Below are 12,896 nucleotides of genomic sequence, written 5' to 3' on the forward strand. Positions count from 1 at the left end.
CCAGCGGCAACTGTTCAAACCAAGTGCGAAGAGAAAAACCCGGCTGCATAGTCGGGGCTGTGGATCCACGCGCGCGTTACTTGAAGGGGGACCTTGCGTTTTTTACAGGGGAACTGTCCGGCTGCTGGACCCATCCTAAAAAACCCGCGCTGACCGACGCCAAATCCGAAGGCGCTGTTACCCAAAAGCTCGGCGTTTATCTCATTCTCTGGCTCTGCATCTTTCTAAGCTATGTGTATCAGCCCCGAGTAAAGCCGCTTGAACTATCGTGGGGGCACTGAACGGGTTAGGGCAAGGAATCAGCTGCGGACATATGCTCTGGTTCCTTAACGCTCCCCAAGTGGCTGGTATGCATCGCGGCGGAAAGCCTTAAGTACTCTTTAATGTAAAGAATCCTGGCGTGCTGTCAGCCAAGGAATGGCAACCTAGGTTTTTTCTGTATTTTGCAACGCCCTCCTTCGCTCATTCTGGGCCCACTTCAGGCTTTTTCATCAATCCTCCGAATAAATTATGTTAAAAGATCGCCCGCCTTTATCAAGACGGTGAAAAATTCCTGGTTTTGAAAAGCTTCCCACTGCAATAACCAGATCGCGTTCTGATGCTGAAAGCTTACAGTCAAGCACAGAAAATTGGATGTCAATTCCATACTCTTTTTTTACTGACATATTCTTGGGGTCAGCCACTGTCATCCATTTTTTTTGAGGATCGATATTGCCAAATGAATCTATCTCAACCTGATGAAATCCTTTCCTGTCCGAAAGCACCGCAATCAATTTGTAGATTTTGTCTTCAACCCCGAGAAGTATTGCATCTGAAGACCCATCTTTATTAATGTCCCGCACCACTGAAAAAGGTTTGTCAGGAGATTTTTTGGGAATCCCCGCAACAATAGATGGCAGAAAATCCTGCTCAACTGCCAGGGCAAAACCTGGACGAAGTTTCTTCAATTCATTTTCGAAAAAATTTGTGTCACCACTGACTGAGGCAGGCGAGGAAGCGCTGCATGAAACTGGCTTCACGGACAAAGCCGTAGCCGCTAACAAAGCAACGATCATTTTTCTACCCCTTGAGATAAGTTGGAAATTTAAGCCAGTTTATCATAACTGAACACAACGTAGAAGATTGGAGGGGAGCCTTGAAACCCTTGATCGCCTACGCACCCCGCCTTTTAAACAAAAAAGTTCTTACTTCCCGAATATCTTGTAACGCATGTGAGTCAAGGGGGAGATCCCTCGCGATTCAACAAAATCATATCAGTTGATAATTAAAAACTGGATACGCAGCAGGGCTGCCAAAGACTGCGAAGCAGCATTTTCGTTCTCAAGCTAGACTTTCAATTTTTTTCTCAACGCTGTCACGTACGGCCCCCGCACCGAAGGGCTTGGAGATCCGTTGACTGAGAAAGGCAAATGGTCTGGATTGGTCAAAATACCAGCATTCCACCTGGAATCATTTTCCCGTATTTGCTTCGCGACTTCTTTCCTGAATCTATGCGGGTTAGAGGGTGAGCACAAATCTGTACGTTATTAGCCTTCTAAAGCTTGAGCCACAGTGGCTAAGTGTTTGTTATATCCCGGTGACATTTAAGAATTTAGACATAAAAAGGCTTGAACCCCTTGCAGCTCAAGTCTATAAGAACCTTTGTGCGCAATAGAGCCATTTTGGCTGCACTTATGCACCACGGAGGCATTGACCTTGATGAACAGCTCAACTTCAAAAATTTTTTCATTCTGCACCCTCATGTTGCTGGTTGTTAATTGCGGCTACGGGCTTGACGGCATCAACTACGAGAAGAAATACCGCTCAAGTCGCGATAAGGTGAAGCAGCTTGAACAGCAAATTTCGGACGACAGGCAAAACAATATCAACAATGAATTCACCAGGAATAGAACGCAAAGCGGTAACACGTATTGGTCGTGGTCAGATTCACTCTTTTTTCAGCTCCATCATGAAGCCGTGGCTTTTTGCAAAAGCAAGAGTTATGAGCTACCCGATCAGGCTCAAATAGACGAGCTGCTGGCCACAGTGCCGACACCCGACTTCTTGGATAATTTCACGAGCAAATCAGGAAAACTTTTTGATCTTTGTATGAAGGAAAATAAATCTACAGAAGCTTGCGCAGCTCTTTGTGTGCAGCCGATCTCGCTTCAATAATAATGGGCAACGGCAAGGAAAACAGACAAAGCCTACCAGATCAGCCTGGAGATATTGATAGGAAGATGTTTCACGTAATCTTCCTTGATTCTATGCGGGTTTAAAGGTGATCAAGAATCGGACGTTTATTGGCGAAACGCTTGCACACTTGCGTAAATTAAAAACGGAAGACCAATGAGGTCCGCAATTGCAATGCTCCGAAAAACGACCGGGGATTCTGAACTCCAGTAGAGCCAAAGAAAAGACAACATGCTTACGCCAAGCTCAATCCGGGTTTGATGTTTATCTGCCCTTGCGGCCTGGTCATGGCCGTAAATCGGATGCGTCGCGTGCTGAGTCAGCTGATCGTTATAAAACATTTGTCGAGACCATGAATGCCATTGCTCGCCTGGCCCCGCGCGGAGACAAAGTCGTTGCCGGCATTTCCGGGGGCGGTGCCCTTGCCACGGAAGCGGTGTTGGTTGGTGCGGATATTTGGGATCGGGTTCTGGTCTACGCGCCTCGGACCAGTGACAGCTTGAAAGCAGTCAGTAAAATTCAAGTGCCCATGCAATTCGTGAGAGTTCATCACGAAGCAGAAAAGGAGGGAGCAGCGCTTCGCAGTGCTCTCAAAGGTGTGAAGAATGTTCGCATTTGCTTTTATCCAGAAGGGATGCCTCACGCCATGCTCGCAGGCACAGCTGATGCAGAGTCGACGAATGCTTATTGGATGCCGGCGGTGCAGGAGGATTCTGTGGCTTTTATTATCCGAGGCCGTTGGTTTATGACCAGTGGCATTCCTTCAAAGCCGGAAAGTTTGCCGATCTGCCGTTACGCGTTGTGATGTTACCATCCAGACCCCCTTGTCAAACTCCCCTGATCTCGTCATTCTGCTGATGATGTATGGGGGAACATCCTATGACTTTCTTCGCACTTCCCATTCCCACGTCCCAACAATCACGGATTGCCGAAGGTCTTGCCTCTTTCCAGCGGCAATGGCCAGCGGTGCAATGGGTCCACCCCGAGGATTATCATCTGACGCTGCGATTTATCGGAGGGTTGCCGCCTGACGAGCTGGCTCATCTGCTCGCGGTCGCGCAGCGCCAGCGCTTGAACTGGACCCCCTTTACGATGGATCTCAAGGGGCTCTGTTGCTTTCCACCCCGTCGGGACCGTGGCGTCCTTTGGATCGGTGTGAATCCTATTCCAGGGGAACTGCGGGACCTCCAGGAGCATTTGGAAGCTCAGGTTCAAAGCCTGGGCTTTCCACCGGAACGCAGGCCTTTCACGCCGCATCTGACCGTTGGCCGTTTCCAAGGCGCTGACGCAGCCTCGATTTTGAACGCTCTTCCGGCGCAAACTGATCGTCTGTGGGGTCGTCTTACCTGGGATGAGTATGTCCTCATGAAGCGGCGTTCTGGCGCCAGAGGTCTGACCTCTCCACCAGCCTATGAGGTCCTGGCGCGATTTCCGGTTGAGTCGTACGCTGGAGCTTCGAGGGTGTAGGCACTGCAGCTAAAGCTGTTGAGAGGAAAGCCTGGAAGGATTACAACTTGGAGGGTAAAAGAGAGGCTCCCTTGAAATCGCTTGTGCGGAGAAAGTATGACGAAGAAATCGATAGCTGTGCTGTGCAGTGGTGGTGACGGTCCCGGCATGAATGCAGCCATTCGTTCCGTGGTGCGTAGCGCCTATTTTGAGGGCATCGATGTGTTCGGCGTCTACAAGGGATATGAAGGCCTGCTGGATAAATCCGTCGCTCACCTCGACCTGTCGGCTGTCGGCAATATCATTCAGCGCGGTGGAACCATCATTTACAGTTCACGGTCCACCCGCTTTATGCTGCCCGAATATCGGACTCAAGCCGCTGCTTTTTTGAAGGACCTCGGTGTCACCGGTCTGGTCGTGATCGGCGGCAACGGCTCATTCAACGGCGCTGCTCTTCTGCACAACGAGCATGGCATTCCCGTCGCCTGTATTCCCGGAACCATAGACAACGATATTGGTGGAACTGAATTTTCCATCGGCTTTGATACGGCGCTCAACACCGCGGTCGAAGCCATCGATAAAATCCGTGATACCGCCACATCCCACGATCGCACCTTCATGGTGGAAGTGATGGGCCGTTCCTCGGGTTTGATTGCCATCACCGTTGCGATTTCCACAGGTGCCGAAGCTGTGGTCTTTCCTGATTTGACAGTCGACCTCGCGGGAGTGGCTTATACAGTCAAACGTGGTGTCACACGCGGTAAAAAATCCTCGATCATCATCGTGGCGGAAGGTGAGAAGGAAGGTTTGAGTCACATCTATCAAAAGGAATTGAAGGACCAGTACGGATTGGATACCAAGCTCTGTATCCTGGGCCATATCCAACGCGGTGGCAACCCCTCGCCGCGGGATCGATTTCTGGGTTCCTTCATGGGAAATATGGCTGTCAAAGCCATCGCTCAAGGCGAGCAGGCTGTCGCCACCGTGGTGCGGGACGGGAAATTCGTTCTGGCGCCACTGGCGGAATGTTTAAGCAAGCGCAACGATTTTGATCGCACTCTCTTGGATCTTTTGAATACCCTCGCTCTCTGAAAGGATGCCGTGATGAGTATTTTCCCTGCCTCGCTCCAACTGGATGAACTGAATAAGAACTGGCGGCCTCAGGCGGAATCTGCGATCGGCATGCATTTCATCGAGGTGGGGGAGAACAGTCTCACCGCCGAACTTACGGTCGGCGAGGCGATGCTGCAGCCCCATGGCATCATGCACGGCGGCTTCTCGTGTCTTATCGGTGAGGGTCTGGGTTCCGTCGCGGGTAATCTGTGTCTGAAGGATCCGACGCTGGCAGTCGTGGGGCAGAATCTTCAGGCGCTGCATCTTAGGCCCGCCAAACCCGGGGATGTTCTGCGCGCACGCGTTCAACCCGTGCATATCGGTCGCCGCTCGCAGATTTGGGAAACGGAAATTCGCGATCGACGCAGTGATAAGCTGATCGCCCGCGTGACCTTGACTGTGGCTGTGGTGGAACGTCCCAGCTGATCAGCGGGATTCAAAGTGGAAGTAAGCGGCAGGCTGGTGGCCTTGGGAATTCTTTTCCAGGAAGATCAACACGATCAGTTCATGGCGTTTGTCGCCGTCGCTGTTTATGATCAAAGCATCGGCCAGTTGCAAGAGCCGCGCAAGACTGGGCAGGGAACGGGCGGCTTCACTCTCCTGAATATGTCTTTCCAGGAATTCGATAAGCTCCTGCTGACTTAACAGCTGACCACGAAGGTCCATGGAAAGCGCGACAAGGCTCGCATCAAATCCATAACGCAGCTGCTGCAGCGGTGTGCTGATGGTCTGCGGACTCCAGTTCGTGACGAGTGCATGGGCTTTTTTAATACTCAAAAGACAGCTCGTGATCTCGGCCATGGCATCGATGCCATCGGCTTCGAGTCCCATCTTTTCGAGGTCCTCGCGCAATTGTCTGACCAAAAAGTCCCGCTGGTCCACCGTGGGCAGGGGCTTTTCCTTCACTTCGAAACCCCAGGCCAGATACTTTTCAATTCCAAAAATATCGCGGGTCAGAAGTTTACTCAGATGAATGAGCAGAATCTGCTGCAGCATCAAACGCGGCAGATTCAGGGGAATGATATGGGCCACATTCGGATTCTGGCGCATCATGGTCAGGTTTTTCAAACTGTCTTCGGACGACATGACAACAATACGGCTGTGCGGATTTTCTTTAACGATCTCGGCCGCCAGGCTCAACCAGTTCTGATGCAACGCCAGAAGATCAAAGGGATGCTGATGAATCAGCTGTAAAAATTCTTGTGGATTTTCTGCAATCTGCAGGTCCACTTTGCTGCCACCGATCGCCATGCGGTAGATCCGCTGATGTTTGCGATCCGCGTCCAGGATCAGGAGTCGCTTCTTGCTGATCGAGTGATTTTTCTCATAAAGGTGCGCCGCCGGCTCCAGGGTTCGGGCCAGCAGGTTGATATGAGTGCTGAGCTCGTTAAAGGAGTTATCGTCAAAGGCCACATGCAGCTGCTGCAAACAGTTGAAAATCTTCGGAATCGATTGGTTCCGCAATTCTGCAATTCGACTCAGGATAACGTCCTTGTCGCGGGCGATGATCGCCACCTTCTCCTTCTGGTTGGCCAGGATCTCGTGATGGTCTTCCAGCTCCAGGTGCAGCTGTTCCAGTTCGCTGTTGCGCCGATTGAGGTCGGATGTCCGGCGATCCACTTCGGACTGGAGCTTGCGATTGCGATCCGCAATCAGCTTGGCTTTCGCCCGCTGGATCTCGGCATCGCTTTGCACGGTTTTCTGCACCATGATCGACAGCAGAATGCTGATAAAGCCAATCAGGGCCCACGGGAAGAGGAGGACGCGTCCGGTATCCGAGAAGAGCAGATGTCCGATGTCATACATGGCAGCCAGAGTCATAACCACGAGGCTCACGCCCAGACGCATCGCGAATTGCGACTTCTCAAACATCCATTTCAGAGTAAATGGCAGAAAAATCGCAACCTGGATAATGAGAATTTTGTAGTATGTACGGCGCAGGCCATCGAAGTTAACGTCATGATCCCAAAGCCAGGCGCCCAGGAAAAACACAAAGATGAGCAGATTCAGCAGGGCGAGCGCCCATGCAACCCTTTGTCGCTTGGGCATAATACTTTCGATAAAGAGAAAGAACGGGATCGGCGAGAAGACCAGGAGCAGGTGCCAGACTAAGCGCCACATCGGTTTATGAGCAAAGAGCACATACGCAAGGTCCGTACCGGTCATGTACGAGAGGCTCATGGTGGTTGCAGCCAGACTGAAATAAAGCAGCACACGGCCGCCTTTTACGCCATAGAGGAGGAATCCCCCAATGCCCATAAAGATGACAATCGCTCCCGAGGCCAGATCGGTGACTTCGGTAGCCAAAAAATGATAGAGAGCCATTTCCTGATCACTCAGGATTAAGTCATGACAGGCGGGCTGATAGCCGGATCTGTCGGAATAGAAGGTCTCCAGAAAGAGCTGTGAGGGCCGCATCTCGTTCGGCAGGACCAGGAAAGGTTCGCCAAGAATGATGCGAACACTGTTGGGATAGGTCACATCAGGTGTCCGCTCGACCATCAGCTGCTGGTCTTGAAAGACACGGACCACGTTGGTGCACTTGGTCAGGATTAAATAGCTGAGGTCTTTATTCTCAGGTAGAGGATAGGCAAACCAGGCCCGTGCTTCGGGATTGATAGGCTTGTCATCAAAGGATTCCTCGGTCACGCCTTGCCAGGCTTCCTGGACAGGTGGTGGCGTCGAGTATTGGTTCTGAGCGTCATAGAACCAGAGGATCGGATCACTTTGCTGCAACGGGACGGTAGGCCCTTGCCGACAGGCCAACGGCGCTGCCCAGAGCAGAACAGCAAGTGTGAGTAGGTTGTACCTCTGCAAGAACAGCAAACCGTTACCTTTCCACAAAATAATGGAATGACCCATGCCGTTTCCGAGCCTGGGTTTTGCCGCTGACATTCAACAGGGCTATAATTTCTGTTCGTTCTCCGGGCTTGATATTGGTAATCATGAGTTCAGCGGTGGATATGATCTGGAAGAGGCCCATGCCACCGCCGCCTTTGCCCTCATGCTCATTGATTTTTCCGAAGTGTCCATCGAAACAGGACTTCAAATAGCGCATGATCGTTTCGCGTTTCAGGGCCCCGAAAGGATCATCCACCGACAGGGCGATGGTGGAACCATCAAAGGCAAAGCGTAACTTGCCGTATTCGGTGGGTTCCAATTCCACAGCGATACGCCGGGACAGATGATTATACTTGGAAAGACCGGTCTTGCGGTCGACCGGTGCATCATAGATGGCGTTCATCAGAATTTCATCGGTGATCATCATCGCGTTACGGATATGCGACGTCATGACGCCAGCCTTGGTCAGCTCGGATTCGACCACTTCCAGATACTGAGCCCGGTTCTGACTGGATGTGATGATGTATTCCTTCACATCCACGCCCCAGTTCAGGTACTTTTCGAGACCAAAGATGTCATTACTTAAGATTTTGGTCACGGTCACGAGAAGGTTCTTTTGGGTCAGGGCGCGCTCTTCATCATCCTGATAGATAACGTGGCAAAGCCCTGGGTTATCCGCGAGCAGGTCGATATGCTGGCTCAGTTCATAACGCGTGGTCAGCACAGTGGCAACGTCGGGATATTTCTGCTGCAGGAGAGGTGGGATATTGGAAAAGTCCGTGCTGATCACGGTCAGATCCGGCTGTGCCTGCGTCAAGGCCTGAACAAATTCCTCGGGGTTCAGGTAAGAACGGATATCCACGCGGCTGCCGCCGAGGGCCATCTTGGTGACCATGAGCAGCTGCTTTTCTGGCTCCAGGAGCCAAATCCGACTGCTTTTTAAAGCTTCACTGTTGTGATGCAAATGAGCCACCGGCTCCAGCTGACTGGCGATCTTATGCACTTCGATACTCAGGTTTTGCAAGGCCACCTTATTGCGTTGCTCATAGAGCTGCTTCAGGCCTTCTGTCAGACTCGGCAGCATATCGCTGCTGATCTCAGCAACTTTTTTCAAGAGAGCATCCTTCTGACCAATCAGGTCTTCCAGACGCTTATGACTGATGCTGAGCAGGATGTTCTTTTCTTCCAGATCAAAGTTCGACTGTTCCAATTCTTCAGTCTTAACATGCAAAACGTGCGACCGTTGCTCGACTTCGTGCGCAAGTTTGAGGCTATAATCCTCGAGACTTTGGGTTCTTTCCATCTCGAGGCTACGCTCACGGTCGATATAAATTTGAATCAGATACGTGACGAGCGTCCCCATAAAGAAAATCAGCGCAATGCAGGTGCCTTCAAAGAACGGCCAATTCAGGAGCAGGCTGGCAATATCCACGGCCGTTCCTAAAAAGAGCACAATCAGACCGAGGGTCAGAATCGGAGCAGGGTAGGGTGCTCGTATCAACAAACGGAATGAAAGCAGAGCGATAATGATCAACTGCGGTCCCAGGACCTGGAAGAAAAGGATCCGGAGTTTTTCCAACGATCGATCATAACCGCTGGCAAAGAGGACGATACCCGCAATCAAGGGAAGAAGGTTGATCCAGGCCAGAACCCGCAGGGCCGGAATACGCGTCGGGAGGATATGATAGTAGAATGCAAGGAAGGCGGCCGGAGCCAGCATCACCGTAAAATTCCAGATATGCAGAAGGCCCGGAATACCGGCTAAAGCAAAATGAACGGGATGGGACACCGTAAAGAATGTAATGCCAACGGATGCTGAGAAGAGGCAGAACAAAAGAAGAGTCAACTGCCTTTTGAATAGCCAGACGCCGAAGCTCAAGGCCGCGAGAAAGAGCATGATCAACGAGGTCAGTGTTTCAAAGGCCTGAAAGACGGCAAAACGCTTGGCTACAGAGGCTTCTGGACCGACCTGGATATCCCGACAGTCCGGCTGAAAACCGGTGCGGTGCGACCACAGCACACGCAAGTAGAGCGGCTGAACACCAAGGTCCATCGGCAGCAGGAAGTAAGGTCGGGTGTTGCGATGCATTTCCAAGCTGAAATTGCCTTTCAGATGGAAATCCGCCAGCACCTCCTGGCCCCATGCGACCTGATCGATATTCCCACAAAAACCCAGCATCAAAGCCGGCCTCTCGCGAAGGACTGCTTCAGGCACATCATACCGAATCCAGGCGCGCTCAAAAGCATCCAAATGTTCAATCTGGTCCGGAGGCTGAAAGTTGTCCTTCAGTTTCATGGCTTCAAAGGACAGGGTCTCGCCCCGGCCTTCCGGCATCAAGGTAAAAGCTCTGGGTCCATGCAAATCATAAAGCTGCTCCGTGTCGCAGCCTGTGGCCAATAGCCAGAGGATGCTCACAAGCAGGGAGATATGCAGAGATTTACAGACTTTCCATCGCATGCGAAAGAACGCCTTGTGTAAAAAAAACCAATGAGGTTCCTCTTTGAGTTTATCGAAGATGTTATGGAAAGTGTTGCCGGGTCCCGGGCGGTTGGGCGAGAGGCAATTTATGCCTGGGCAGTCTCAGGAGCGGGGGGCGAGCCGATCCTTCCAGCGAAGGAAGTGCTTTTCAAAGCCATGAAAGCTGAGCCAGGCCATGACGATGGAAAGACTCATGCCCACACCTCCATAGACGACGATCGCCAGGGTTTGATTCCCAAGGTATTGCGTCAGTCGGTCGATGGCGTGATAGTATTCACCGGGCCACGAGAAGAAGTGATGGAAGATATAAATGCCATAACTGTATTGACCCAGAAATGTCAGCGGTCGCACCTTTAAAGCCCGAATCAGAACGGACGCAGCGGGAAGGGTCACCGCTGCCAGATGCAGAGATGCGAAAAGCCCCAACCAGGACAATGTGCGGAAAGCCTCCAGCGCTTCGCTGAAGGACGGCTGGATTTTCACCGTGATGATGATCGTGGCTTTGATCAGAAGCGAGCCGATGAAAATAAGTTTGGCACGCTGCTGAATCAAGGCCAGGCCCTGGGTCATGACCGAAGGCTGGCGCAGCCATGTGGCAAGCCAGGCACCAAGGCAAAGGGCGTTGAGACGGAGAGGCGTCAGGACATGAATGGAGACCTTGCTGCTGCCATTCACTTCCATCCAGAAGTGAAGGCCGGTGGCGAGCAGGATAAGACAGACGCTGAGCTGCATCAAATGCCGAGCTGACAACCGATAGACAATCAGTGGCCAAAAGATATAGAACTGCTCCTCGACGGCCAGCGACCAGAAATGACCGATGTAAGGCACCGTCCAGGCGCCTTCACGCGCAATAAAAAAGTTGAACAGATAGGTCCAGGCCCAGGGTTGGGCTTCCCAAACCTTGCTATAAAAGGCCTGCGTGTCCTGGGGCAGAAGCCAAAGAACGAGCAGGACCAGGGCGAGCACAAGATAGTACAGGGGGAAAATTCGCAAAAAGCGCCGGATCAGAAAGTTGCGAAGATAGTGTGTGTCGGCTTTGGTATCCAGGAGAATGCCGGTGATGAGAAAGCCCGACAGCATAAAAAAGAGATCGATACCAAGAGTCCCATGACCGCTCACGCTTTGAATCACCCGTTCCAGAATATTATGGGGAGTAAAGCTCATAAAGAAGTGCACGCAAAGAACCATCAGGATCGCCAGGCCGCGGATACCATCCAGGGCTGGGATATGACCTTGTGCGGGACTTTTGGTAAGGGGAGCAGGCATCGGCAAAGCAAACCTCCATTGCCGATTTTACCTGAAAGGCTTAGGCATATTTTGCCGGTTTCATGGTTCCGACTGCAGGATTACGCCCGCCGACATCACCCGGCTTTTGACATCGCCCATGATCCGCAGGCTCAGGGCCTTGCTGCGAACCCATTGATCCGGCAACCAGTTGCGGGTGCAGGATTCAAAAATATAATCCTCGGGCTTGGCGCCTTTGATTTCGTTGGTTTTGCTGACAGTCGCTCGAATCCGATAGGTGCAGACCGTATCGTCGTAACTTAATTCAACCGAGCCGAGTGCTTTATCCGTCTCACCGCTGCCGGGCCCGGAGCTGGAGCCCCCAGGATTGAAGTTGGTTATATATTTAGGAATTTTCAGCGGCATCCAAAGGTTCCAGGTTTTGCGGTCCATGCCCGACCAATCGCCAGCCACACCCGTCGAGGCATAAAGGGCCAGTCCTGGGCCCAGGCGCTGCTCAATGGCTTTGATGGAACCCGGATTCACCGTTGTGCTCATGGTCACACGGCCTTGCGGCAGCGTGACGTCCATCTGCAGTTCCAGATTATTTTGCAAGCTGCGATCGCTGCTAAAGACAAAGTGATAAGGACTGCCTGATGCGGCGATGGTCACGTTACTGAGTGCCACGGTATTATCCAGCGTGTTCATGACGACCAGATTTTTATCGGCATTCATCCAGTCCGCCTCTGGTATGTTCCCGACCCGGCAGCCGACCGTCATGGGTGGGGGCGGATTGGCCCCTGGCTTGCTTTCGTCGGAATCACAATAGAGATAGGCTCCCCCGATAATCGCGGGCTCAATGGCCTTTTCTTCTTCCAGGGGATCGTCGGGAGGAATCATGGCTTCTTCGTCAGCGGGAACAGGAATGGCATCACTCCCCAGCGGCTGCGCGGTGGCATTGCTGCTCTTCCCTTTGCTGGGATTAAACGGCTCAAATTTATCGCCTGGTTTGCAGCTCAATAAAGTCGCTGCACATACCAGAAGGCATGTTTGCCGCATAATGACTCCTCTTACGGTTCCCTACTATGATAAGATCGGTCGCCTTGGGAGTTTCCTTGATAACTCGCTATTTATTGAGTTATTTCAGGTTGTTGCGGTGGTATATTAGGTGGTATTGATGGGACTAAACTCTGGGAAAGCATGCCCAGGAGGTCAAAGACCGATCCACTTTGCCGTTTGATCATCTGGTCCAGGCTCTGCTCCACGATACGGATGAGCATCCCCAGCAGGGCCACCTTCTGCCGTTCAATGCCATGTTCCTGCAGTTCCTGCGGTTCCAGACTTTCGAGTAGAGAATGCGAGGTCCGAATGCGAGCCATCATTTTGCGTTCGCGCCGTCTGAGAGTGTCCAGAATGGTGGCGCCCAGATCTTCGCGAGGCTTATACAGTCGTGTGCCGCGTTCGCTTTTGCCAGCATCCTCGATGACGGCAAAGTCCTGCAGCTCTTTGAGGGAAATACTCACCAGGGCCTTGGAAATACGAAGGCGCCGCATGAGTTCGGCTGCATCGAGTGGGGATTGGGATAAATAGATATGGCACCAGATCTGGCCATGAACTTTTT

12 protein-coding genes are annotated in these 12,896 nt (G+C 52.0%); 6 read left to right on the top strand and 6 right to left on the bottom strand.

Annotated elements, in window-relative coordinates:
• Positions 1 to 281, top strand: a 281-nt coding sequence (locus VE954_RS34995) for a hypothetical protein (protein WP_324961838.1), incomplete at its 5' end; no start/stop codon positions are given.
• A gap of 210 nt (positions 282 to 491) precedes the next feature.
• Here the strand turns inward: VE954_RS34995 and VE954_RS35000 are convergent.
• Positions 492 to 1,055 (bottom strand): hypothetical protein, encoded by a 564-nt coding sequence (locus VE954_RS35000; protein WP_324961841.1) that lies wholly within the window; start codon positions 1,053 to 1,055, stop codon positions 492 to 494.
• 634 nt (positions 1,056 to 1,689) lie between these two features.
• Here VE954_RS35000 and VE954_RS35005 point away from each other — a divergent pair.
• The 5 genes from VE954_RS35005 (at position 1,690) to VE954_RS35025 (ending at position 5,157) form a co-directional block, all read left to right on the top strand.
• Positions 1,690 to 2,154 (top strand): hypothetical protein, encoded by a 465-nt coding sequence (locus VE954_RS35005; RefSeq protein WP_324961843.1) that lies wholly within the window; start codon positions 1,690 to 1,692, stop codon positions 2,152 to 2,154.
• A 187-nt stretch (positions 2,155 to 2,341) separates the two neighbouring features.
• Positions 2,342 to 2,977, top strand: coding sequence for an alpha/beta fold hydrolase (locus tag VE954_RS35010; protein ID WP_324961845.1), 636 nt, complete (start codon positions 2,342 to 2,344; stop codon positions 2,975 to 2,977).
• A gap of 74 nt (positions 2,978 to 3,051) precedes the next feature.
• Positions 3,052 to 3,639, top strand: coding sequence for an RNA 2',3'-cyclic phosphodiesterase (thpR, locus tag VE954_RS35015; protein WP_324961847.1), 588 nt, complete (start codon positions 3,052 to 3,054; stop codon positions 3,637 to 3,639).
• A gap of 96 nt (positions 3,640 to 3,735) precedes the next feature.
• Positions 3,736 to 4,710 carry a 6-phosphofructokinase gene (pfkA, locus tag VE954_RS35020; protein ID WP_324961849.1) on the top strand — a complete coding sequence of 325 codons (975 nt, stop codon included), beginning with the start codon at positions 3,736 to 3,738 and terminating at the stop codon, positions 4,708 to 4,710.
• 12 nt (positions 4,711 to 4,722) lie between these two features.
• Complete coding sequence (locus tag VE954_RS35025; RefSeq protein WP_324961851.1) at positions 4,723 to 5,157, top strand: PaaI family thioesterase; 435 nt, start codon at positions 4,723 to 4,725, stop codon at positions 5,155 to 5,157.
• On the opposite strand, the gene VE954_RS35030 is transcribed toward VE954_RS35025, so the two are convergent.
• The 5 genes from VE954_RS35030 to VE954_RS35050 all read right to left on the bottom strand — a co-directional run.
• Complete coding sequence (locus VE954_RS35030) at positions 5,158 to 7,593, bottom strand: hypothetical protein (RefSeq protein WP_324961853.1); 2,436 nt, start codon at positions 7,591 to 7,593, stop codon at positions 5,158 to 5,160. It lies immediately after the preceding gene.
• Complete coding sequence (locus VE954_RS35035; RefSeq protein WP_324961855.1) at positions 7,562 to 10,030, bottom strand: hypothetical protein; 2,469 nt, start codon at positions 10,028 to 10,030, stop codon at positions 7,562 to 7,564. Before VE954_RS35035 ends, VE954_RS35030 begins: the two co-directional genes overlap by 32 nt.
• A 123-nt stretch (positions 10,031 to 10,153) precedes the next feature.
• Positions 10,154 to 11,317 (bottom strand): acyltransferase, encoded by a 1,164-nt coding sequence (locus VE954_RS35040; protein WP_324961857.1) that lies wholly within the window; start codon positions 11,315 to 11,317, stop codon positions 10,154 to 10,156.
• A 60-nt stretch (positions 11,318 to 11,377) separates the two neighbouring features.
• On the bottom strand, positions 11,378 to 12,334 hold the full coding sequence (locus tag VE954_RS35045; protein ID WP_324961859.1) for a hypothetical protein: 957 nt from the start codon (positions 12,332 to 12,334) through the stop codon (positions 11,378 to 11,380).
• A 71-nt stretch (positions 12,335 to 12,405) separates the two neighbouring features.
• Positions 12,406 to 12,896: hypothetical protein (locus tag VE954_RS35050; RefSeq protein WP_324961861.1), on the bottom strand; the 491-nt coding region annotated here is incomplete at its 5' end.

It is taken from the genome of Oligoflexus sp., assembly GCF_035638955.1.
Lineage (GTDB): Bacteria > Bdellovibrionota_B > Oligoflexia > Oligoflexales > Oligoflexaceae > Oligoflexus.